Here is a 21027-nt window from a genome sequence, read left to right as displayed (position 1 = left end):
CATGAGGTTCGGTACGCGGATCGGCGTGGACGTCGGCTCCGTACGCGTCGGCGTGGCTCGCAGCGACCCTTCGGGGTTCCTGGCCACGCCGGTCGAGACCGTCAGGCGCGGGAAGGGCGACCTCGACCGCATCGCCGCGATCGTCTCCGAACACGAGGCGATCGAGGTGATCGTGGGGTTGCCCACCTCGCTGTCCGGACGGGAGGGGCAGGCGGCTTCGCTGGCCCGCCAATTCGCCGGCGATCTCGCGGCCCGGCTCGAGTCGACGCCCGTGCGGCTGTTCGACGAGCGGCTGACCACGGTGGCGGCGCAGCATGGGCTGCGGGCCAGCGGCATGAAGGCCAAGAAGCAGCGCGGCGTCGTCGACCAGGCGGCCGCGGTCGTGCTGCTGCAGGACGCGCTCGACTCCGAGCGTGCCACGGATAGACCCCCAGGCAGGCCCGTCGCACCGCCCCCAGCGGCCGGCGGACCTGCCTCATGAGCGCGCGCGTCACGGGCGTCACGCCCGCGCCGACGTCGCGCCCATGTGGCCTGACGGAGCATCGGTCCGTACGGCTCGCGTCGGTGACGGTGTCTTGGACCGCTCCCCGGTGGGACTGCGGGGTGGTCGCGTGAACGGCCGGCCCACGGACGAGGACGACACCGGCGACCTGATCCCGTTCAGCTCGGACGACTCCACGCCGGAGGAGCCAGAGGAATCCGAGCCACCGCAGCCCGCGCCCGAGGCGGAGGCCGAGCCCAAGGCGGAGGCCGCGCCCGAGAGGGTGCCCACGCCCGAGGCGGAGGCTACGTCCGAGGCGGAGGCTACCTCCGAGGCGGAGGCTACTTCTGAGGCGGAGGCCGCGTCCGAGGGGGTTGCTGCCTCTGAGGCGGAGGCCGCGTCCGAGGGGGTGGCTGCGTCTGAGGCGGAGGCTGTCTCCGAGAGGGTGGTCGCGTCCGGAGCGGGGGCAGTTCCCGAAACGGGGACCGTGTCCGCAGGCGGGGCCGCGCCTGAGCCGGAGGCCGAGGCGGAGGCTGAGGAGGCGAACGTCGCGCTGGCGTACAAGCGCCGCCGGCAGGCCATCCGCAAGGCCGGGATTGTCTCCGCCAGCTTGGTCGCGGGCCTGGTGGCGTTGGGGGCGGGGGGGATCGCGGTGCTCAAGCCGTACCTCAGCCCCAACGACTTCGACGGGCCCGGAAGCGGCGTCGTGACGGTGCGGATCGTGCCGGGCTCGAGCGCGGAGGACGTCGGCTCCACGCTGGAGGAGGCCGGAGTGGTGGCGAGCGCGCGGTCGTTCGTGCGGGCGGCGGAGGAGCGCGCGGTCACCAACCGGCTGCGGCCGGGACACTATCGGCTGCGCAAGGGCATGGCCGCCGGGGCGGCGCTCGACCTGCTGCTCGCCCCCTCGTCCAGGGTCGTGCGGCGTGTCACCATACCGGAGGGCATGCGGACGTCCGAGGTGCTCGCCCGCGTCGCCAAGCAGACCGGGCTGCCGCTCAAGGAGCTCCAGAGCGTCGACAAGGGCCTCGTCGGCCTGCCCAAATACGCTTCGGGGCTCGAGGGGTTCCTGTTTCCGGCGACGTACGAGATCGAGCCCGGCGACACGGCCGTGGACGTGCTGGCGGCGATGGTCGAGCGCTTCGGCGTCGCAGCCCGGAAGCTGGGCCTGGAGGAGCAGGCGGCCCGCAAGCACCTGACGGCGCTGGAGGCGGTCACGGTGGCCAGCATGATCCAGGCTGAGGGCGGGACCGACGCGGACTATCCGAAGATCTCCAGAGTGATCTACAACCGCCTCGAGAAGGGCACCAAGCTGGAGATCGACAGCACCGTTCTGTACGCACAGAACCGCCGGAGCCTGAGGATCACGGAGCGCGACACCAAGGTGGACTCCCCCTACAACACCTATCGCCACAAGGGACTGCCTCCTGGACCCATCGCCAATCCGGGGGAGAAGGCGCTGCTAGCGGCCCTGAACCCTGCCAAGGGCGATTGGCACTGGTTTGTCACGACAGATCCGGCGCATAGAATCACCAAATTCACCAACAAAGAGAGCGAGTTCGTGAGATACCGGGAAGAGTTGAAAAAGAACCTCGGGACGCACTGATGTTCGAAGGGACTCCCCCCGTCCCGGCGCAAAGGCCCCAAAACGGGGCATGCGCCCTCTTTCCATCCCTTAGCATGGCTACCCAGAGTGCTCTCCGCTGGTCGTGGGAGCATGTCCGGCGGATCCCCCAGTTCCGCTCGGTGACGACCCCAGCCGGTTTGGCGGTTTCGCTTGACTCCCGGCTGGCCGTACCGGGAGATTGGCCAGCGCGACTATGAACGATCTCGATCTGAACACTCTGCTCGGCGCCGAGGACGACGAGGGTCGTGCCCGGCGCCGTCCCCGTGGTTCCGGCAAGCGCGGCGGCGGGCGCCGGCGGCGCAGGCGCCGTAACCGGGGCGGCTTCATAGCGCCGCTGCTCGCCTTCGTCGTGCTGGCGGGCATCATCGGCGGCGGCGGATACTACGGGTACCTGTGGCTCAGCGACGCGCTCGTGCCCGACGACTTCACCGGTCAGGGCACCGGCGAGGTCATCGTGGAGATCAAGGACGGCCAGAACGCCTCGGACGTGGCAGTGGAGCTGGAGCGGTTGGGGGTCGTGGCCAGCGCCAGGGCGTTCACCAACGCGATCGGCAACGCCAACAAGAGCGGCTCGCTGGTGCCAGGCTCGTACAAGCTGCGCAAGAAGATGTCGGCCGCGCAAGCGGTGTCGATGCTCATCCCGGCGAACCGGCTGCTGGCCAAGGTGACGATCCCGGAGGGTCTACGCCTGTCCCAGACCCTTCCCGCGCTCGCCAAGGCAACCGGCAAGCCCGCCAAGGATTTCACCGCCGCGGCCAAGAACGTCGGTGAGTTCGACCTGCCGTCCTACGCCAAGAACAAGCTCGAGGGGTACGCCTTCCCGGCCACGTACGAGTTCCAGCCCAAGACCACGCCGACGGAGATGCTGGCGACCATGGTCAAGCGGTTCAACCAGACCGCCGAGGACATGGACCTCGAGGGCGGTGCCAAGGCGCTCGGCCACACACCGCACGAGATCATGACCATCGCGAGCATCGTGCAGGCCGAGGCCGGCCGGCCCGAGGACATGCCGAAGATCGCCCGCGTCATCTACAACCGGCTTGAGCGCAAGCCGCAGATGAAGCTGTCGATGGACAGCACGGTCATGTACGCGCTCGGCAAGTTCCGCACCTACGCCACGCACGCCGAACTGCTGACCAAGTCCCGCTACAACACCTACATGTACGAGGGACTGCCGCCCGGCCCGATCGGCAACCCCGGCGACCACGCCATCGAGGCGGCACTCAATCCGGCGAAGGGCCCCTGGCTGTACTTCGTGGCCACCGACCCCAAGGGCAACATCACCAAGTTCGCCACCACCGAGGCCGAGCGCCAGGCGCTGCTGGCCGAGTGCTCCAAGAACGGCGGCTGCGGCGGCTGACCGTCCCGGCCGCACCGCCGTGGGCGTCCGTCCGTTGCTGGGCTGGGTGCGGGCACGCGGCCTGCACCCACGAGCCGCCCCCAGCGCGCGTCCCGAGGAGCGTGAGGGCATGGCCATGGTCGCGCGGCGGGGGCGAGTGATGCCAGGGCGGCCGTTTCGGCTGACCGCCGATCACAGCGTCGCGCCGTACCAACCCCATCCTTTACGGCTGCGCACGGTGGGCCCCCCCCCGCCGACATGCCCCGGCGCCTGTCCAAGGGACGCTCCTCCGGTGACGGCGCGTCCCGCCGCGACGCGCGCACGGTGGGCCGGCCAGGTGGCAGGGCGTTGGCGATAGGGTCTTGCATGTTCGGAAGGAGAGTGTGGATGCGGGCTGCGGTGATGGGATCGCCCATCGGTCATTCGCTCTCGCCTTACCTGCACAGGGCCGCGTACCAGGCGATGGGGCTCGACGGGTGGAGTTACGAGGCGTTCGAGTGCGACGAGGCACGGCTGCCCGGCCTGCTGGGCGAGCTGGTGCCCGTGCGCGGCCAGGGGCCCGGTGACGGGGACGCCTGGGCGGGGCTGTCGCTGACCATGCCGCTCAAGCGGGCCGTGCTGCCCCTGCTCGACACCGTGTCCGAGCTTGCCCTGGAGGTCGGCGGCGCCAACACCGTGGTGTTCCGCGACGGGCTGCGGCACGGCCACAACACCGACGTCTACGGCATCGAGCAGGCGCTCGCCGAGGCCGGGGTGCCCGCGCCGCGCTCGGCGACCGTGCTGGGGGGAGGTGCCACGGCGGCCTCGGCGCTGGCGGCGCTGCGTAACCTCGGGCTGTTCTCGGCGACGCTGCTGGTGCGCGACCCCGCACGGGCGGGGGAGACGACGGAGGTGGCCGAGCGGCTGGGCGTGGCGCTGACGGTGGAGACGTTCGACAAGCTCGACGCCCTGACCCGGGTGGATCTGGTGGTGTCGACGCTGCCCGGCGGGGCAGCGGACGCGTTCGCGGGACGGCTGGCGCGGGTGCCCGCGCTCTTCGACGTGGTCTACTCGCCCTGGCCGACCAGCGCGGCGACGGCCGTCCAGGCCGCGGGCGGCACCGTGGTCGGAGGGTTTGCGATGCTGCTGCACCAGGCGGTGCGTCAGGTGGAGCTGATGACGGGCCGTACGGATGTGCCGGTGGAGGCCATGCGCGCGGCCGGCGAAGCCGAGCTCGTCAGACGGTCATCTCGGACGGGTTGATGACGGTCACGCCGGTATCCGTGAAGTCCTTCACATTGCGGGTGACCACGCTCCAGCCGTGAATCCGGGCCGTTGCCGCGATTAACGCGTCGGAGACGGGGAGAGTGCGCATGGAGCGCATGCGCCCCCACTCCTCTGCGACCTCGCTGGTGATCGGGATGATCCGATCCTGGAAGGAGCGGAAGAGCCGGGCGAGCCACCTTTCGAGCACCAAGGCCTGCTGGGGATCGCTCCTGCGTCGCTGCTCGATTCCCCAGCGGATCTCACCGATCGACATGACACTGAGGTAGAGAGTCGGTCCCAGAGATGCGTCAACCCACCCCTTCACTTGCACGTTGCCGTGTGGCTTGCGCACCTCGGAGATGATGTTGGTGTCGAGAATGTAGCCGACGCTCACCAGCCGAGGTCCACTTCTCGCGGGAGACCCTTGTCGCGTGGGAACTCCAGATCGTCCGGCCAGTCCGGATCATCGAGCAGGAACTTTCTGAAGTCCGGCTGCTTGGCAGCCTTGAGACGACGGTATTCCTCCATGTCGAGGATCACCGCCACTTCCTTCCCATGCCGCGTGACGATCTGCGGGCCTTCGTCGTGCGCCTTCCTCACGACTTCACTGAAGTGCTGCTTGGCCTCTTGTAGCTGCCATTTAGTCACCTCTGCCTGGATTGCGGTCATGAGACCCCTTTCTGTCTAGTCTGGACAGAAGTCTATCGTGAGGATCCTGGCCAGGCGGGATGATTCGAGAGAGTCTCGTGGTTGTGGTAATGTAGCTCTCTGATCGGTCCGGCATGCCTTGCTGGACGCGCAAGCGGAGGTCTCCCTCCCACCTGAGTCACTGAAAAGGTGTCCGGGTCCAGGATCACGCCGGACTACTCCGGGGAGCTCAAAGGCCACGAAAGCCACAGAGCTCAGTGGCCCCGCATGCGCGACGTGCGGGGCTTTTCGCGTTCAGCGAGGAGCCCCCGCTACGACGAGCACGTAGGGATCGCAAACCTAGGAGGCCCCATCAGCACTGAGCCCCGCATCAACGAGCGTATCCGAGTTCCCGAGGTTCGCCTCGTGGGCCCGAACGGCGAGCAGGTAGGCATCGTCTCGATTCACGACGCCCTGAAGCTCGCCCAGGAGGCCGACCTTGACCTCGTCGAGGTCGCGGCCACGGCTCGACCGCCCGTGTGCAAGCTCATGGACTACGGCAAGTTCAAGTACGAGTCCGCGATGAAGGCGCGCGAGGCGCGCAAGAATCAGGCGCACACGATCATCAAGGAGATCAAGCTCCGGCCGAAGATCGACCCGCACGACTACGAGACCAAGAAGGGTCACGTGGTGCGGTTCCTCAAGGCGGGAGACAAGGTCAAAGTCACGATCATGTTCCGTGGTCGCGAGCAGTCCCGGCCGGAGCTCGGCTTCCGGCTGCTGCAGCGGCTGGCGGACGACGTCCAGGAGCTGGGGTTCGTGGAGTCCCACGCCAAGCAGGACGGCCGTAACATGATCATGGTGATCGGTCCGCACAAGAAGAAGGCCGAAGCCAAGGCCGAAAAGGCCGCAGCCAAGGCGCAGCGTGGCAGCGAGGACACTTCCTCACAGGAAGGATGACCCGCGGTTGGGGTTAGCCTTACAGAGCACCCCGATTCAGCCACCAGCAGACGAAGACGCCGCGACCGGGTCGGCCCAGCACCGGCCCGGCCCGTGGCACGACCGAAACGAGGAGAGACGGCGACATGCCGAAGATGAAGACGCACAGCGGTGCGAAGAAGCGGTTCCGGCTCACCGGCACCGGCAAGATCAAGCGTCGCCGTGCCAACCGCGCGCACTACAACGAGTGGAAGTCGTCCACGCTGACGCGCCGTCTCAAGAACGAGGTCGTCCTTTCCGACGCCGATTCCAAGAAGATCAAGAAGCTGCTCGCCAAGTAGCGCGATTCCCCGGGGAGAAGAAACATGGCACGCGTGAAGCGGGCGCTCAACGCCAAGAAGAAGCGCAGGGTCGTCCTCGAGAGGGCGAGCGGTTACCGTGGCCAGAGGTCGCGTCTGTACCGCAAGGCCAAGGAGCAGATGCTCCACTCGATGACGTACGCCTACCGGGACCGCAAGGACCGTAAGGGTGCGTTCCGCCGTCTGTGGATCCAGCGGATCAACGCCGCTGCCCGCCAGAACGGCATGACCTACAACCGCCTGATCCAGGGTCTGCGCCTGGCCGGGGTTGAGGTCGACCGCAAGATCCTCGCCGATCTCGCGGTCAACGACGGTCAGACCTTCGCCACGCTCGTCGAGGCCGCCAAGAAGGCGCTGCCGGCGAACGTGAACGCTCCGGCTGCGAGCTGACGAGCCGCGAGCTGAGGCAATTGCCTTAACGAGGGGCCCACCGACGACGGTGGGCCCTTTGCTGTATGTGACTGGGGGAGAGCATGGCCGGGTCCGAGCTGACCAACGTGAAGTCGCCGCGGGTGAAGGCGGCCAGGCGGCTCACCAAGCGCGCCTTCAGAGACCAGGACCGCAGGTTCCTGGCCGAGGGGCCGCAGGCGGTGCGCGAGGCGCTCAAGCTCGAGGGCGTGCCGCTGGAGCTGTTCACCACAGCGGAGGCCGAGCTGCGCCACCCCGAGCTGATCACCGAGGCCACGCTCAAGGGCGTGCCCGTGCATCGGGCCAGCGGCGAGGTCATGTCCGAGCTGTCCCAGACCGTGACCCCGCAGGGGCTGGTGGCGGTCTGCCGGCTCGTCCACGTGCCCCTGGACGAAGCCCTGGAAGGTACGCCCCGCCTGGTCGCGATGCTCGCCCACGTGCGCGACCCGGGCAACGCCGGCACCGTGATGCGGGCCGCCGACGCCGCCGGCGCCGACGCGGTCGTCTTCACCGACGCCTCCGTCGATCCGTACAACGGGAAATGTGTACGCGCCAGCGCCGGCAGCCTGTTCCACTTGCCCGTCGTCATCGGTGCACCGGTGAGCGCCGCCGTGCGTCAACTGAAGGAGCGGGGCCTGCGCGTGCTGGCGGCCGACGGCGCGGGCAAGCACACGCTCGACGACGTCGATCTCACGGGACCCACTGCGTGGATCTTCGGCAACGAGGCCTGGGGACTACCGGAGGAGATACTGTCCGAGGCGGACGATGTGGTCAGAGTGCCCATCTACGGACAGGCTGAAAGCCTGAACCTCGCCGCCGCCGCGGCGGTATGCCTTTACTCCTCGGCTAGGGCGCAGCGAGTGCCCTAGGCGGTGGGAAACCCGCTATTGTCGGCGTTGTAGGCGGAGGAGGCGAGGTCGTGCACGGCGCAGACACCGACGGGCGAGTGGTGGCCGCCGCGTGCACGATAGCCATCGACGACCTTCCCGACGGCCTCATCGTGACCGACCGATATGGCTGTGTGCTGGCCGTCAACCGGGCCGCCGCCAGGCTCACCGGCGTGGCCATGGAGCGCGCGGTCGGCAGGCACATGAACGACGTGTTCCCCTTTCGCGACCATGACGGGCGCGACTGGTGGAAGGCGCTCGACCCCGAGGGCGGGCTGCGCATCAGGAGCAGGGTGCCGGAGCGGCCGCTGCATCTGCCCGGCGGCCAGGAGCTCTACGTCGCGGCCAGGTTCGTACGCGAGCCCGAGCGCTGCGGCGAGGTCGAGCGCGTCACGATCACCCTGCGCGACGGCGGCGCCCGCGCCCGCCTGGAGCGCAGCCGCGCCGACCTGGTCTCCACCGTGGCCCACGAGCTGCGCTCGCCGCTGACCAGCGTCAAGGGGTTCACCGCGACCATGCTGGCCAAGTGGTCGCGCTTCACCGACGAGCAGAAGCGGGTCATGCTCGAGACCGTCAACAACGACGCCGACCGCGTCACCCGGCTCATCACCGAGCTGCTCGACGTCTCGCGCATCGAGTCGGGCCGGCTGGAGGTGCGCCGCCAGGTCGTCGACATCCCCGCCAGGGTGCGCCGGCTCGTCGCCGGGCGTGTCGCGGCCGGTGAAGCCGAGGAACGTTTTCGCCTGCTGGCAGGCGAAGACCTGCCGGAAATGTGGCTCGACCAGGACAAGATCGACCAGATCCTGGGTAACCTGGTGGAAAACGCGCTGCGCCACGGGCGTGGCACTGTGACAATTGAGATCGAGTCCGTCGGATGGGGAGTTGCCGTGTCAGTGCGCGATGAGGGCGAGGGCATCGAGCCCGAGCTGGCTCCGCGCGTCTTCAGGCAGTTCTGGCGGGGCGGCAACAGCCGCAGGCGCGGTGGCACCGGGCTCGGCCTCTTCATCGTCAAGGGCCTGGTCGAGGCGCACGGCGGCACGATCACCGTGCAGCGGGCGCCCGAGGGCGGGGCGGAGTTTCGATTTACCGTGCCCACCGGCACGCCCGACTTCGCCACCCCGTAGCGATCGAGTCGGCCCCGGTGGGCGGGCCCACTAGACTCTTTTCCGCTCAAGCCCTGGATTCGGAGCTCACTCTTGTCTGACTACGACCCCGTCGAGGTGACACCGTTGCATGCCGACGAGGTGTCGCGCATGGAGGCCGACGCCATCGCGGCGATCAAGGCGGCCGACAGCCTCGACGCACTCAAGCAGGCCAGGCTGGCGCATGCCGGCGACCGCTCGCCCATCGCCCTGGCCAACCGCGAGATCGGCGCCCTGCCGCCGGCCGCCCGCGCCGAGGCCGGCAAGCGCGTCGGCACCGCCCGCAAGGCGATCAACGAGGCGCTGGCCGCCCGCCAGGCCGAGCTGGAGGCCGAGCGCGACGCGCGGGTGCTCGTCGAGGAGACCGTCGACGTCACCCTGCCCTGGGACCGGCGGCCGCACGGCGCCCGCCACCCGCTGACCACGCTGCAGGAGCGCATCGCCGACGCGTTCGTCGCCATGGGATACGAGGTGGCCGAGGGGCCCGACCTCGAAGGCGAGTGGTTCAACTTCGACGCGCTCAACATCGCGAAGGACCACCCCGCCCGCTCCGACCACGACACGTTCTTCGTCGGGTCCACCGAGTCCGGCATGGTGCTGCGCACGCAGACCTCGCCGGTGCAGATCCGCGCGCTGCTCCAGCGCGAGCTGCCGGTCTACGTGATCTCGCCGGGCAAGACGTTCCGCACCGACGAGCTCGACGCCACCCACACCCCGGTCTTCCACCAGACCGAGGGGCTGGCCGTGGACGAGGGCCTGACGATGGCCCACCTGAAGGGGACGCTCGACCGGTTCGCCGAGGTGATGTTCGGCAAGGGCATCACGACCCGGTTCCGGCCCAACTACTTCCCGTTCACCGAGCCGTCCGCCGAGATGGACCTCAAGTGCTTCGTCTGCCGCGGCGCCTCGGCGATCCCCGGCAACCCGCCCTGCCGCACCTGCAAATCGGAGGGCTGGATCGAGTGGGGTGGCTGCGGCATGGTCAACCCGCGCGTGCTGGTCGCCTGCGGGGTCGATCCGTCGCGGTATTCGGGGTTCGCGTTCGGCATGGGCATCGAGCGCACGCTGATGTTCCGCCACAACGCCGAGGACATGCGTGACATGGTCGAGGGGGACGTGCGCTTCACCCTCCCGTTCGGAATGGAGATCTGATGAAGGTCCCGCTTTCCTGGCTGCGGGAGTATGTCGATCTCCCGGCGGTCACCGCCCACGAGGTGGCCGACAAGCTCACCGCCGCCGGGCTCAAGCTCGAGTCGATCGCCTCGCACGGCCACGACGTCAAGAACGTCGTCGTCGGCGAGGTGCTCGAGATCGAGGAGCTGAGCGGCTTCAAGAAGCCGATCAGGCACTGCAAGGTCGAGACCGGCGAGGCCGCGCCACGCGAGATCGTCTGCGGCGCCACCAACTTCGCCGCCGGCGACCGCGTGCCCGTCGTGCTGCCTGGTGGCGTGCTGCCCGGCGGGTTCGAGGTCGGGGCGCGCAAGACGTACGGGCGCATGTCGGAGGGCATGATCTGCTCCGAGCGCGAGCTCGGGCTCGGCGACGAGCACGGCGGCATCATGGTGCTGCCGCCGGACACCCCCATCGGCACGGACGTGGTCGAGCTGCTCGGCCTGCGTGACGAGGTCATCGAGCTGGAGATCACGCCTGACATCGGCTACGCGCTGTCGATCAGGGGCGTGGCGCGCGAGGTGGCGACCGCGTTCGGGGTGGAGTTCCGCGACCCCGCCGACGTCGAGCCGCCCGCCGAGACCGGCCCGTCGTGGCCGGCCTCGATCGCCGACCCGACCGCCTGCGACAGGTTCGTGCTGCGCGAGGTCCGCGGCTTCGACCCCGCCGCCCAGAGCCCGCTCTGGATGCGGGTACGCCTCACGCGCGCCGGCATGCGGCCCGTGTCGCTGGCCGTCGACATCGCCAACTACCTGATGCTGGAGCTGGGCCAGCCGCTGCACACGTTCGACCGCGACAAGCTGAGCGGCGAGATCGTCGTGCGCCGGGCCGTGGCGGGCGAGCGCCTCGAGACGCTCGACCACGTCGTACGCGAGCTCGACCCCGACGACATCCTCATCGCCGACCAGTCGGGGCCGATCTCGATGGCCGGCACCATGGGCGGGCTGGAGACCGAGATCTCCGACGGCTCGACCGACATCGTCATCGAGGCCGCCCACTTCTCCGCGACCGGCATCTCGCGCGAGTCGCGCAGGCACGGGCTGGTGTCGGAGGCGTCCAAGCGGTTCGAACGCGGCGTCGACCGGGAGCTGCCGCTCGTCGCCTCGTGGCGGGCCGTGCAGTTGCTGGCCGAGCTGGGCGGCGCGACCGTCCAGCCCGGAGTCACGCACGCCGAGGTCGAGGTGTCGCCGCCGCGCATCGCGATCCCGTCGGACTATCCCGGCACCGTGGCCGGCGACTCCTACTCCAGGGACACCGTGATCGCCCGGCTGGAGCAGGTCGGCTGCGTCGTGACCCCCGGCAACGACCCGGCCGTGCGCAAGGGCGGCGTCGACCCGACCGGCGTCGTCACCGGCGGCGCGCTGGCCGCCAAGCTGGCGGTTGCCGGCGACGACATGATCACGGTGACGCCGCCGTCGTGGCGCCCCGACCTCACCGACCCGAACGACCTGGCCGAAGAGGTCATCCGGCTGGAGGGCTACGAGAGCCTGCCGTCAGTGCTGCCCTCCGCCCCCGCCGGCGCGGGACTCACCGAGGGTCAGCGGCTGCGCAGGCGGGTCGGCAGGGCGCTGGCCGAGGGCGGCTATGTCGAGGTGCTCAACTACCCGTTCATCAGCCCCGATGACTTCGACCGGCTGCTGCTGCCCGCCGACGACGCGCGCCGCCACGCCATGCGGCTGGCCAACCCGTTGTCGGAGGACGAGCCGCTGATGCGCACGACGCTGCTGCCGGGGCTACTCAAGACCCTGGTCCGCAACGCCGGCCGCGGGTTCTCGGACGTGGCGCTGTTCGAGACGGGGCCGGTCTACCGGCCGCGCCAGGGCGCTCCCGAGGCGGCGCCGGTGCTCGGGGTCGAGCGCCGTCCGACCGCCGAGGAGCTGGCCTCGATCGAGGCGGCGCTGCCCGACCAGCCGTTGCGGGTCGCGGTGGTGCTGGCCGGGGAGTTCGAGCGGTCCGGCTGGTGGGGCGGCGGTCGCGCGGCCTCCTGGGCCGACGCGGTGCAGGCCGCGCGGCTGGTCGCGGGCGAGGCCCGGCTGGAGCTGTCGATCAGCGCCGACCAGCACGAGCCCTGGCACCCCGGCCGCTGTGCCGCCCTCTACGTGGGCGACACACTGGTGGGGCACGCGGGCGAGCTGCACCCGCGCGTCATCGAGGCGTACGGGCTGCCCCAGCGGACCTCGGCCATGGAGCTGGAGATCTCGCGGCTTGAGGCGGCCATGCCCGGCCCGGTCCAGACACCGCCGGTGTCGGCCTACCCGGTGGCCACGCAGGACGTCGCCCTGATCGTGCCCGACTTCACTCCCGTCGCCGACGTGGAGGCCGCCCTGCGCGACGGGGCGGGCGAGCTGCTGGAGTCGATCCGGCTGTTCGACGTGTACGCGGGGGAGCAGGTGGGCGAGGGGAACAAGTCGCTCGCCTACACGATGCGCTTCCGGGCCGGGGACCGGACGTTGACGGTGGAGGAGACGACGGCGGCACGCGACGCGGCGGTGGCCATGGCGGCCGACCGCGTGGGGGCTCAGCTCCGTAGCGCCTGATGCGGGTGAGGGGCTGGCATGGCGGCTGCCGTGCCAGCCCCTATCGCGCTCTGCGCTCGCACAGCTTGGTGAGGTCGATGTCGATGTCGAAGGGAACCGAGACCTTCAGCCTGTCGTGATGGATGCCGGCGACGACGTAGGACTTCATGACGTGATCAAGCTCGTAGACGTGGACGACCGGCTTGCCGTTGACTTCCTCGATCAGCCAGAAATGAGGGATCCCCGCCTCTGCGTAGAGGAGGGGCTTGCGAATCCGATCGCGCTCCTCTGAATCGGGTGAGACCACTTCGACAGCAAGGACGACGTCCTCGGGCTGGAAACACGTTACGTCGAGGCCGGACGGCGCGTTGAGGCCCAGGACGAGGAGGTCAGGCTCTGGACGCTGCCGGCGGGCCAGCTTGACGCTCATCTCTTGGACCACATCGTGGCCTACTGGCACGAGTTCGTCCAACTCGTTGTGCAGGCGATGTATGACCGTTTGATGGAAGCGTCGCTGGGGGCTCACGAAGACCAAGCTTCCATCAATCAACTCTGTGTGCGCAGGCAAATCCGGAATGTGATCGAGATCTTCTGCTACGAAGCCCTCCGGCGGCGGAATGATCCAGTCGGGTATCGAGGGAGGCGCCATCTTTACGATCACCGCTTCGGCAGTCACGATCCAACGCTACCAATGTATTGCGCTCACGCCAGGTAAACGACTGCATACGCTTGCGGATGTGAAGGCGGGAGGGTGATGAGGCAGATTCTGGTGTTCGCCGAGCGAGATGACGCCGAGGAGGTGGCGGAGACGCTCGAGGAGTGGTTCCCAGCGCTCGGGGTGCCGCGGGTAGTGCGGGAAACGCTGGCCGGGGAGGATGACGCCGAGGACGCGCAGTGGCTGGTCGTCGTCGAAGGGCTGGACGAAGGCGCGCTGGCCAAGGTGGATGAGCTGGTGGAGCGCTACGAAGGGTGGCGCGAGGGGGGGTGAGCCTGCTCAGAGCTGGTCGACCTCGGTCAGGTCGATGGCGAGCTCGAAGGGCGCGGATGCCTTCAGAAAGTCGCGGTGAATGCCGGTAATGACGTATGCCTTGGATGCCGGGTCCAGCTCGTAGACATAGACCACGGGCTTGCCTGCGTTCTTCTCGATCCGCCACAAGTGTTGAATCGCGGCTTTGGCGTAGAGCTGCGGTTTGCGGTGACGGTCGCGGACCTCGGATGCAGGAGAGACGACCTCTACGGCGAGGATCACATCTCGTGCCTCGTAGAGGGTCTCGTCGTCGTCGCACGCGGCTTCGGCCTTGATCACCATGACGTCAGGCTCCGGGCGCTGGCGTGGGCCCAGAATGACGCTCATGTCGCGTCGCACCCGGAAGGCTTTCGGGGCGGCTTGGCGTAGGGCGACGACGAGGAGGTCGACCATCAGCGCGTGGAAGGAGGCTTGGGGGCTCACGAAGACCAAGCTTCCATCAATCAACTCTGTGTGCGCAGGCAAATCCGGAATGTGATCGAGGTGTTCCGCGACGAACCCTCCCGGCGGAGGAAACACCCAGTCGGGCAGCGAGGGATGCCTCGTCATCTCTTCGATCACCGCTTCATCCGTCACGGTCCAACGCTACCAAGCTAATCCGCTCACGCCTTGTGAATGCATGCATACGCAGCATGAGCGTTCGTCGGTCGCGAACCCTCCCCTTCCGGTGGGCGCATTCGGGGAGAGTGGTGGCATGCGTATCGCTGTGTTGTCCGACATTCATGGGGTGCTGCCCGCGCTTGAGGCCGTGCTGGCCGAGTCCGAGGTGGCCGGGGCCGATCTGATCGCGTTGACCGGGGACATGGCCGCGGGGCCGATGCCGGTTGAGACGCTTGACGTGCTCGTCTCGCTGGGGGAGCGGGCGCTGTGGGTCAATGGGAACGCCGACAGGGAGCTGGTGGAGGCGGTCCGGGGGAAGGACTGCCCGTATCCCGTGTCCCAGTGGGCGGCCGAGCAGCTTCGGGACGATCAGGTGGAGTTGCTGGCCGGCCTGCCCGATCGGCAGGTGGTCGAGTTGGGGCGGCTGGGGGGCACGTTGTTCGTGCATGCGACGCCGCGCAGGGATGACGAGATGATCCTCGTGGACAGTTCGCTGGAGCGGTGGGGTGAGGTGCTGGCCGGGGAGAGCGCCGACACCGTGGTGCTGGGGAACACGCACATGCCGTTCGTGCGGCTGGCCGATCGGGTGCTGGTCGTCAATCCGGGGTCCGTCGGGATGCCGTACGGGAAGGACGGGGCGCACTGGGCGCTGCTCGATGGCGAGACCGGGGCCGTGACCCTGCGACGGACCCCGTTCGACGCGGCTCGCGTGGCCGAGCGGCTGGTCCGGGAGAGCGGGTTCGGCGGGATCGAGGAGTGGGTGGCGGACTACGTGACCGGCGTTCACTCCGATGCCGAGGCGTTGCGGGTGTTCGCCAGGGCGGAGAACAGGGCGGAGAACCGGTGAGCTAGGCGGCGGCCGCCTCTCTGCGGGCCTTCTCCGCCAGGGCGTGCTCGTCCGTTCTGGCGTCGTACCTGCGGAACTTCGGCAGCGCGGCGGCCAGGCCGAGCACGGCGGCCACGCACAGCAGGCCCCCCGACCCCAGGGAGAAGCGGGTGCCGCCCACGTTGGCCATCAGGCTGGCGCGGGCGTTGCCCAGCATGGGGCCGGACGCGTACGAGAGGAGCTCGATTCCGGCCAGGCGGCCGCGGAGCTCCCGCGGGATCGTCTGGTTCCACATCGTCATGCGGAAGATGCCGCTGACCATGTCGGCGGCCCCCGCGAGCGCGATGCAGACGACCAGGACCCAGACGTTCGGGGCCAGCGCGCACAGGGCCACCGCCGCGCCCCACAGCGTCGCCGCCACGATCACGCCGAGGCCCTGGCGCTGGACGCGGGCCGCCCAGGCGCCGGTGATCGAGGCGATCAACGCGCCCACCGCCGAGGCCGAGTACAGCAGTCCCAGCGCCTGCGGAGCGCGCAGTTCGTCGGCCAGGAACGGGAACAGCGACGTCGCCATGGCGAACACCATGGCCGCGATGTCCACCAGGTACGTCCCCATCAGGTCGCTGCGGCCCGCGGCGTACCGCACGCCCTCGACCAGCGACTTCAGCGACGCGGGGGCGGCGTCCTCGGCGGGCGGCAGTGACCTGATCCGCCACAGCAGGGCCAGCGACAGTACGAAGCTCAGCGTGTCGATGCCGTACGCCGCCGCCGAGCCGTACGCCGTCACCAGCAGGCCGCCCAGGGCCGGGGCCACGATGGCGCCGAAGTTCCAGCGCATGCTCGACAACACCGCCGCCGCGGCCTGCTGCTCGTGCTTGACGACCTGCTGGAACACGGCCTCCAGGCTCGGCCGTTGCAGGCAGGAGATGCCGGTGGAGATGGCGCCCATCACGTACAGGACCCAGACCTGAGGGCTCGGGAGCAGTGCGTTGACCATGAGGGCGGCGGAGGTGACGAGGAGCCCCAGCTCGCTCAGGACGATGATCTTGCGGCGGTCGAGCGCGTCGGCGATCGCCCCGCCCCACAGGCCGCACACCACCATCGGGACGAACTCCGCCAGGCTCACCAGGCCCACCGCGACGTAGGAGTCCGTCAGCTCCTTCATCTGGTACGGCACCGCGACCATGGTGATCAACGTGCCGAACATCGTGATGACGCCTGAGCTGAAGAGGAGGCGGTAGTCGCGGGAATCGCGGAGGGGGCTCAGGTCTATGGAGAGGTGGCGGAGAAGGCGCTTCAGTCCATCGGGCACGAGGGTCAATTGTCCGATGAGGGAGGTGAACAGGGCAAATCGATTTCAGCGGTGTCGTGAAAAGGCCGAGACCCCCGCCGGAGCGGGGGCCTCGGGGCGAGGGGTCGGATCAGGCGGCCGGGACCTTGTCCAGGAAGCCGAGGACCGAGCGGATCCGGCCGTCCTCGGCCAGCTCCACCACGTCGAAGCCGACCACGATCGGCTCGCCGCCCTCCGGGCCGAGGTGCCAGGTGAAGCGGGCGATGTGGTGGTGGGCGTCGTACACCTCGCCCGGGGTGAACACCAGGCCGGGGAACATGCCCTGCGCACCCTCGATCACCGCGGCGATCCCGGCGTGGCCGCTCACGTCGGCCAACGGGTCGGTGTAGGTGCCGTCCTCGGTCCACAGCTCGGCCACGGCCTTGGCGCGGGCCTCGGGGTCGGTCTCGTTCCAGGCGGCGATGTAGCGCTCGATGAGGTTCATGATCATTTCCTTTGTCGTTAGTTGTTGCGGGTCTTGCGGAGGCCGGTGATCTGGAGCTCGGCGAACACGCCGACCACCAGGGCCTGGGCGATGGCCCAGATCGCGCCGACGGTGGTGAGGTCCGCGGCGCCGGTGACGACGACGGCGATGCTGCCCAGGGTCCAGATGATGTTCAGCGTGATGACCGCCCTGGTGGCGGCCGGGCTGATCGCGCGGCGGGTGGCCAGGAGGCCGACCGCGGCGCCGTACACGAGGAGGAAGGCGCCGATCCCGCGCAGGAGGCCCGCGCCGGGGCCGAGCAGATCGCTCACCGGCGCGGCGAAGGCGAGGTAGACCAGCCCGTTGACGCCGGTGACGACGGCGTCGGCGGTCAGCGCGAGGCGCAGGAACTTCGTCCCGTCGGCGGTGACGGTCAGGGCGGTGGTCATGTCGGCTCCCTTGCGGCGGCTTGTTGCGACACCTGAACGATGTCAGCCGGCACGTAGGGAGCGCGATTACCCGCCACGTAAAGGCCTTCGAGGAGGCTGAGCGCAGAAAATTAGCGACCCGCCCCTGTTAGTGGTCAGAGCGCCGGTCTTGTCGGCTTCGTGGGCGGCTCTGGCGACGGGTTGGTGTCCGGCGAGCCGTGGCCGAGGAGTTCGACGACGAGGATGGGGTCTTTGCCGTCGCGGATGAGCTGGGTGGCTAAGGTGTGACGCACGGATCCAGCGACAAATGGGCCGGATTCAGGGCGCTGGCTGTCAAGGCGACGCTTCTGTGGGGTGCGTTGTCATGTCGTGCTCAAGACGCGCCTCGATCTTGACCGGATCCGCACGGCTCGCCGCGTGATCGACCCGATGTTTCTGGACAGTCCGCTGTTCCGGTGCGACGCCTTGGGACGCGCACTTGGCTGCGCGGTGAGCATCAAGCTGGAGACGGCGAATCCGGTCCGCAGCTTCAAGGCGCGGGGTACCGAGCTGGTCGCGAGCCGGCTGAGCGACCAGGGCCGGACAGCAGCGGTATGCGCCAGCGCCGGCAACCTCGGCTGGGCGCTCGCTTGGTCGGGTCGCCGCCCTGGCATCGAAGTGACGGTCGTGGCATCGCGCCGGGCACCCGCCGCCAAGCTCGATCGGATTCGCGCCCTGGGTGCGGCGCTGGAGGTGGTCGACGGCGACTTCGCAATGGCCCGAGAACGGGCGGCCGATATCGCGCAGCGGCGCGGTGTCCGCCTGGTCGAGGACAGCCTGGACATCGAAACCTGCGAGGGTGCGGCGACCATCGGCCTCGAACTGGCGCCACGGGCGTCCTCCTTCGACGCTGTCCTGATCGCCCCGGGAGGTGGCGCCATGGCCACCGGCGTGGGCTACGTCCTCAAGGCTCTGGCGCCCGGAGCCGAGGTGATCTGCGTGCAGCCCCATGGCGCACCCGCGATGACCCGCTCCTGGCACGAGCGCCGGGTCATCGCCACCGACTCCACTGACACCATCGCCGACGGCGTCGTCGGTCGGCACCCCATCCCCGCCGTCCTGGACGACCTCCTTCATGTGGCCGGCGACGCCGTCCTGGTCCAGGAGGCGTCCATCGTCGCGGCCATCCGGATGCTCCTGGAGCATGCGGGTCCGGTCGTCGAACCCTCAGCGGCCCTCGGCGTCGCGGCCGTCCTGGAAGACCCTGACCGCTTCGCCGGCCGCCACCTGGTCACCATCATCTGCGGCAGCAACGTCGACCTGGACGACAATCACCGCTGGGTGTGCTCTTGGCCCAGATGGTAGGTCCAGTAGTGGTCGAAGTCGCCGTTGGCGAGCAGTGCGCGGAGTTTCAGGACGGCTTCGGCGCCGGCGCTCTGCCCGGCCGTCGACGCGTTCGTCCGACAAACTCGCTACCCGGCGGCCGGAGCGCCGTGATACACAACCGACGTGCAAAACATCTTGGAGTTCCCCGAGGTCCTGCGGCTGATCGAAGACCGCTCGGCCGCGTTCCGCGCCGCGATCGCGTCCGCCCCCGACCTTGACGTCCAGGTCCCGACCTGCCCGGACTGGACGCTGCGCGAACTGGCGCAGCACCTTGGCGACGGCCGCCGCCGCCAGGCCGCCATCGTCGCGGCGGGCCCGGGCGCTGAGCCCCCGGCGAGGACGGACCCGAAGGGCGCCCCGACCGCGCCCCGCGACCGCGAAGCCCTGGACGCCTGGCTCGCCGAGTCGACCAAGCTCATGCTCGACGCGATGCGCGAGGCCGGCCCGGACCGCGGCTGCTGGACCTGGTGGGGCCGCTCGCAGGCCCCGGAGACCAGCGGAGCCGTGGCCCGGCACCAGATCCAGGAGATCGCCGTCCACACCTACGACGCCCAGCTCACCCAGGGGGCCGCACAGCCGCTGCCGACGGACGTCGCGGTCGAGGGCGTCGACGAGTTCCTGACGACCGTCTCGGCGACGACCGTCCCCTGGCCGTTCAAGCCGGCGACCATCGACCTGCACACGACCGAGGGCCGCTCCTGGCGCCTGACCCTCAACGCCGACGGTGTCCGCTGCGACGACCTCGCCGCCGACGCGGAGCCGGGCGACATGGCGATGCGAGGCGCAGCGAGCGAACTGGTCCTCTACTTCTACGAGCGCGTCCCGCTCGACGGCCTGGAGACCACCGGCGACACCGAGCCGATGGAGCAGCTCGCAGACTGGGACCCGAACGCGTAAAACGCGCACTTGTGACGCATCTGTCGGTGGTGCGGGCGCCACTGGGCCCGGGGTTGCGGACATCGCGCGGCTGCGGGCAGGCTGCGGGCGTGCTGTTCAAGGGCGAAAGGCGCACCTGCGGGCGGCTGCCGCTGCACTCACAGCACCACGGACCTGCTCTTCCAGGTGGCCTTCTGCTTCCGATGCCATGGTGCCCGCCCTGTGGGGACCACAGCGTCCCCGCTGCCCAGTCGGGAATCCACAGCTTCGACCCAGGCAGCCTTCCTGCCCGTGAGCTGCTTGAACGGTTCCGCGGCTCCGAGACCGGATGACTCCAGGGGGTGTTCCGAAGCAGGTGAACGGCGGTTCCAGCGCTGGGTTCGTCATCGCTCGCCGGGGATTATCGGCATGCCGAGGTCGACCGAGGTGTTGGGCCGGTTTCGGGCCCGGTCGAGCGTGGCGAGCTTGTTGCGGGCGGCCTCGGCGCTGGCTTGGAGTCCTTGGACCTCGCCGAGCCAGCCGTTGGCACGTGCCTCGTCGATGCGGTCGGTGAGGTTGCGGATGATCTCTTCCAGGCGCCGTCACTGTGCCGGGTCGACCCGGAGCATCGGGCATCGAATACAGGCTTCTCTGAACTTTCGATGTCAGGGCTCCGAGTGAGTGGCCTCGCACCTGGTGTCATCGCAGTGCTGCTGCGAAGTCAGGGCGGTTGGCGCTGGTGTAGGCGTGTTCGCGTCTGGACCATGCGATGATCTCTTCGGGACTGGCCGGACCATGGCCGGGGTCGGTTAGGCGCTCTGTCCACCACCGGATGTTGCGGGACTGGCGGTCGAGGATCGCGTCAACAACGGCAGCGCGGCGTGCGGCAGTGAGTCCGTAGGCGTCGACGAGGACCCGCACCTGGGCGGCTTGCGCAGCAGCCGGCGGCGCGGTGCTCTTGGAAGAGATGCACCACGTCCAGGCCATGTATCCGATGTCCTCAAGCGGATCGCCAGGGGCGGCGGTGTCGAAGTCGATGAAGGCGACCGGTAGCCCGGCGCGGAACACCGTGTTGTTAGGTCCGGGGTCGTGATGGCAGACGACTGGGTGCTCCCCGGTCAGGCCACTACTGCGAGTGGCGTCGTGCAACGAGCGAAGAAGCACGCCGGCTGAAGCGATCTGGGTGTCGCTCCAGCGCCGGAACTTGGCCGGCACCCAGCCAGGCAGGTAGCTGAAAATGTCACGGTCGGCTTCGTCCCGTCCGAAGTAGCGCGGTGCTCCCGGGAACCGGCATTGCTGAAGGTGCGTGAGCAGCTGAGCGACGAAGGCGGAGGAGTCGGTGGCGGGGCGCCGAACAGTATCAGCGACGCGGACGACACCTGAGGTGATGCGCCCTCCGGACAGGGGAAGCTCAGCCGGGACGTGTCGCATGGTG

Annotated in this window: 24 protein-coding genes; 15 read left to right on the top strand and 9 right to left on the bottom strand. The window is 69.2% G+C overall.

Translation table 11 applies throughout. The annotated features are described in order from the left end of the window. Window position 1: 1 nt before the first annotated feature. The 4 genes from ruvX to ACQPWU_RS36445 all read left to right on the top strand — a co-directional run bounded on the left by ruvX (window position 2) and on the right by ACQPWU_RS36445 (window position 4686). Window positions 2-481 (top strand): Holliday junction resolvase RuvX, encoded by a 480-nt coding sequence (gene ruvX / locus ACQPWU_RS36460; protein WP_360694801.1) that lies wholly within the window; start codon window positions 2-4, stop codon window positions 479-481. A 130-nt stretch (window positions 482-611) separates the two neighbouring features. Further along, entirely contained in the window at window positions 612-2084 is a 1473-nt protein-coding gene (mltG, locus tag ACQPWU_RS36455; RefSeq protein ID WP_433429894.1) for an endolytic transglycosylase MltG, read from the top strand. 214 nt (window positions 2085-2298) lie between these two features. After that, complete coding sequence (gene mltG, locus ACQPWU_RS36450; RefSeq protein WP_433429892.1) at window positions 2299-3465, top strand: endolytic transglycosylase MltG; 1167 nt, start codon at window positions 2299-2301, stop codon at window positions 3463-3465. 366 nt (window positions 3466-3831) lie between these two features. Next, on the top strand, window positions 3832-4686 hold the full coding sequence (locus tag ACQPWU_RS36445; protein WP_433429890.1) for a shikimate dehydrogenase: 855 nt from the start codon (window positions 3832-3834) through the stop codon (window positions 4684-4686). Here the strand turns inward: ACQPWU_RS36445 and ACQPWU_RS36440 are convergent. Next, window positions 4661-5083, bottom strand: coding sequence for a type II toxin-antitoxin system VapC family toxin (locus ACQPWU_RS36440; RefSeq protein ID WP_433429889.1), 423 nt, complete (start codon window positions 5081-5083; stop codon window positions 4661-4663). The two genes, ACQPWU_RS36445 and ACQPWU_RS36440, sit on opposite strands and share 26 nt — an antisense overlap. Next, complete coding sequence (locus tag ACQPWU_RS36435; protein WP_364027682.1) at window positions 5080-5358, bottom strand: type II toxin-antitoxin system Phd/YefM family antitoxin; 279 nt, start codon at window positions 5356-5358, stop codon at window positions 5080-5082. Before ACQPWU_RS36435 ends, ACQPWU_RS36440 begins: the two co-directional genes overlap by 4 nt. Before the next feature lie 255 nt (window positions 5359-5613). On the opposite strand from ACQPWU_RS36435, the gene infC reads away from it, so the two are divergent. The 7 genes from infC to ACQPWU_RS36400 all read left to right on the top strand — a co-directional run bounded on the left by infC (window position 5614) and on the right by ACQPWU_RS36400 (window position 12758). Next, window positions 5614-6276 (top strand): translation initiation factor IF-3, encoded by a 663-nt coding sequence (gene infC, locus ACQPWU_RS36430; protein ID WP_433445379.1) that lies wholly within the window; start codon window positions 5614-5616, stop codon window positions 6274-6276. 125 nt (window positions 6277-6401) lie between these two features. Further along, window positions 6402-6596: a 50S ribosomal protein L35 gene (gene rpmI, locus ACQPWU_RS36425; protein WP_043622108.1), complete on the top strand. Its 195-nt coding sequence runs from the start codon at window positions 6402-6404 to the stop codon at window positions 6594-6596. 24 nt (window positions 6597-6620) lie between these two features. After that, window positions 6621-7004, top strand: coding sequence for a 50S ribosomal protein L20 (gene rplT / locus ACQPWU_RS36420; RefSeq protein ID WP_153263985.1), 384 nt, complete (start codon window positions 6621-6623; stop codon window positions 7002-7004). An 83-nt stretch (window positions 7005-7087) separates the two neighbouring features. Then, entirely contained in the window at window positions 7088-7891 is an 804-nt protein-coding gene (locus tag ACQPWU_RS36415; RefSeq protein ID WP_360694814.1) for a TrmH family RNA methyltransferase, read from the top strand. A gap of 50 nt (window positions 7892-7941) precedes the next feature. Further along, window positions 7942-9033, top strand: coding sequence for an ATP-binding protein (locus tag ACQPWU_RS36410; RefSeq protein ID WP_433429887.1), 1092 nt, complete (start codon window positions 7942-7944; stop codon window positions 9031-9033). Between the two features lie 129 nt (window positions 9034-9162). Next, complete coding sequence (gene pheS / locus ACQPWU_RS36405) at window positions 9163-10203, top strand: phenylalanine--tRNA ligase subunit alpha (protein ID WP_360694825.1); 1041 nt, start codon at window positions 9163-9165, stop codon at window positions 10201-10203. Next, a complete protein-coding gene (locus ACQPWU_RS36400) occupies window positions 10203-12758 on the top strand; it encodes a phenylalanine--tRNA ligase subunit beta (protein WP_433429885.1) in 2556 nt (851 codons plus the stop codon). The genes pheS and ACQPWU_RS36400 overlap by 1 nt, the downstream gene beginning before the upstream one ends. Window positions 12759-12798: 40 nt before the next feature. Here the strand turns inward: ACQPWU_RS36400 and ACQPWU_RS36395 are convergent, their stop codons facing one another. Next, the gene (locus ACQPWU_RS36395) at window positions 12799-13413 is read right to left on the bottom strand and encodes a Uma2 family endonuclease (RefSeq protein ID WP_433429883.1); all 615 of its coding nucleotides are present in this window, start codon (window positions 13411-13413) and stop codon (window positions 12799-12801) included. 78 nt (window positions 13414-13491) lie between these two features. Here ACQPWU_RS36395 and ACQPWU_RS36390 point away from each other — a divergent pair, with 78 nt between their 5' ends. Then, a complete protein-coding gene (locus tag ACQPWU_RS36390; protein WP_433429882.1) occupies window positions 13492-13725 on the top strand; it encodes a hypothetical protein in 234 nt (77 codons plus the stop codon). Between the two features lie 6 nt (window positions 13726-13731). On the opposite strand, the gene ACQPWU_RS36385 is transcribed toward ACQPWU_RS36390, so the two are convergent. Beyond that, entirely contained in the window at window positions 13732-14313 is a 582-nt protein-coding gene (locus tag ACQPWU_RS36385; protein WP_433445378.1) for a Uma2 family endonuclease, read from the bottom strand. Between the two features lie 145 nt (window positions 14314-14458). Between ACQPWU_RS36385 and ACQPWU_RS36380 the strand changes: the two genes are divergently transcribed. Continuing rightward, complete coding sequence (locus tag ACQPWU_RS36380) at window positions 14459-15211, top strand: metallophosphoesterase family protein (RefSeq protein ID WP_433429880.1); 753 nt, start codon at window positions 14459-14461, stop codon at window positions 15209-15211. A 1-nt stretch (window position 15212) separates the two neighbouring features. Here the strand turns inward: ACQPWU_RS36380 and ACQPWU_RS36375 are convergent, their stop codons facing one another. From ACQPWU_RS36375 to ACQPWU_RS36360, 4 genes are all read right to left on the bottom strand, one after another. After that, window positions 15213-16502 carry an MFS transporter gene (locus ACQPWU_RS36375; RefSeq protein ID WP_433429878.1) on the bottom strand — a complete coding sequence of 430 codons (1290 nt, stop codon included), beginning with the start codon at window positions 16500-16502 and terminating at the stop codon, window positions 15213-15215. 109 nt (window positions 16503-16611) lie between these two features. Then, entirely contained in the window at window positions 16612-16965 is a 354-nt protein-coding gene (locus ACQPWU_RS36370; protein ID WP_433429876.1) for a nuclear transport factor 2 family protein, read from the bottom strand. Between the two features lie 17 nt (window positions 16966-16982). Further along, window positions 16983-17393, bottom strand: coding sequence for a hypothetical protein (locus ACQPWU_RS36365; protein WP_433429875.1), 411 nt, complete (start codon window positions 17391-17393; stop codon window positions 16983-16985). Between the two features lie 134 nt (window positions 17394-17527). After that, on the bottom strand, window positions 17528-17665 hold the full coding sequence (locus ACQPWU_RS36360) for a hypothetical protein (protein ID WP_433429873.1): 138 nt from the start codon (window positions 17663-17665) through the stop codon (window positions 17528-17530). A gap of 136 nt (window positions 17666-17801) precedes the next feature. On the opposite strand from ACQPWU_RS36360, the gene ACQPWU_RS36355 reads away from it, so the two are divergent. Together ACQPWU_RS36355 and ACQPWU_RS36350 are read left to right on the top strand one after the other, a co-directional pair. Then, a complete protein-coding gene (locus tag ACQPWU_RS36355; RefSeq protein ID WP_433445377.1) occupies window positions 17802-18716 on the top strand; it encodes a threonine ammonia-lyase in 915 nt (304 codons plus the stop codon). A 144-nt stretch (window positions 18717-18860) separates the two neighbouring features. After that, window positions 18861-19634 carry a maleylpyruvate isomerase N-terminal domain-containing protein gene (locus ACQPWU_RS36350; protein ID WP_433429872.1) on the top strand — a complete coding sequence of 258 codons (774 nt, stop codon included), beginning with the start codon at window positions 18861-18863 and terminating at the stop codon, window positions 19632-19634. A gap of 657 nt (window positions 19635-20291) precedes the next feature. On the opposite strand, the gene ACQPWU_RS36345 is transcribed toward ACQPWU_RS36350, so the two are convergent. Beyond that, complete coding sequence (locus ACQPWU_RS36345; protein ID WP_433429871.1) at window positions 20292-21023, bottom strand: aminoglycoside phosphotransferase family protein; 732 nt, start codon at window positions 21021-21023, stop codon at window positions 20292-20294. Between the last annotated feature and the right edge of the window lie 4 nt (window positions 21024-21027).

The sequence above is a fragment of the Nonomuraea sp. CA-141351 genome (assembly GCF_050944675.1).
In the GTDB taxonomy this organism is placed as follows: Bacteria; Actinomycetota; Actinomycetes; order Streptosporangiales; family Streptosporangiaceae; genus Nonomuraea.
The sequence above is the reverse complement of the archived record's forward strand: the minus strand, read 5'-3'. Positions and strand labels throughout refer to the sequence as shown.

Bases quoted from the DNA above. Each gene is read 5' to 3' on its own strand.
- ruvX (WP_360694801.1), top strand. From the start codon at position 2: ATGAGGTTCGGTACGCGGATCGGCGTGGACGTCGGCTCCGTACGCGTC.
- mltG (WP_433429892.1), top strand. From the start codon at position 2,299: ATGAACGATCTCGATCTGAACACTCTGCTCGGCGCCGAGGACGACGAG.
- ACQPWU_RS36445 (WP_433429890.1), top strand. From the start codon at position 3,832: ATGCGGGCTGCGGTGATGGGATCGCCCATCGGTCATTCGCTCTCGCCT.
- ACQPWU_RS36435 (WP_364027682.1), bottom strand. From the start codon at position 5,358: ATGACCGCAATCCAGGCAGAGGTGACTAAATGGCAGCTACAAGAGGCC.
- rpmI (WP_043622108.1), top strand. From the start codon at position 6,402: ATGCCGAAGATGAAGACGCACAGCGGTGCGAAGAAGCGGTTCCGGCTC.
- rplT (WP_153263985.1), top strand. From the start codon at position 6,621: ATGGCACGCGTGAAGCGGGCGCTCAACGCCAAGAAGAAGCGCAGGGTC.
- ACQPWU_RS36415 (WP_360694814.1), top strand. From the start codon at position 7,088: ATGGCCGGGTCCGAGCTGACCAACGTGAAGTCGCCGCGGGTGAAGGCG.
- pheS (WP_360694825.1), top strand. From the start codon at position 9,163: ATGGAGGCCGACGCCATCGCGGCGATCAAGGCGGCCGACAGCCTCGAC.
- ACQPWU_RS36400 (WP_433429885.1), top strand. From the start codon at position 10,203: ATGAAGGTCCCGCTTTCCTGGCTGCGGGAGTATGTCGATCTCCCGGCG.
- ACQPWU_RS36390 (WP_433429882.1), top strand. From the start codon at position 13,492: ATGAGGCAGATTCTGGTGTTCGCCGAGCGAGATGACGCCGAGGAGGTG.
- ACQPWU_RS36385 (WP_433445378.1), bottom strand. From the start codon at position 14,313: ATGACGAGGCATCCCTCGCTGCCCGACTGGGTGTTTCCTCCGCCGGGA.
- ACQPWU_RS36380 (WP_433429880.1), top strand. From the start codon at position 14,459: ATGCGTATCGCTGTGTTGTCCGACATTCATGGGGTGCTGCCCGCGCTT.
- ACQPWU_RS36370 (WP_433429876.1), bottom strand. From the start codon at position 16,965: ATGAACCTCATCGAGCGCTACATCGCCGCCTGGAACGAGACCGACCCC.
- ACQPWU_RS36365 (WP_433429875.1), bottom strand. From the start codon at position 17,393: ATGACCACCGCCCTGACCGTCACCGCCGACGGGACGAAGTTCCTGCGC.
- ACQPWU_RS36355 (WP_433445377.1), top strand. From the start codon at position 17,802: ATGTTTCTGGACAGTCCGCTGTTCCGGTGCGACGCCTTGGGACGCGCA.
- ACQPWU_RS36345 (WP_433429871.1), bottom strand. From the start codon at position 21,023: ATGCGACACGTCCCGGCTGAGCTTCCCCTGTCCGGAGGGCGCATCACC.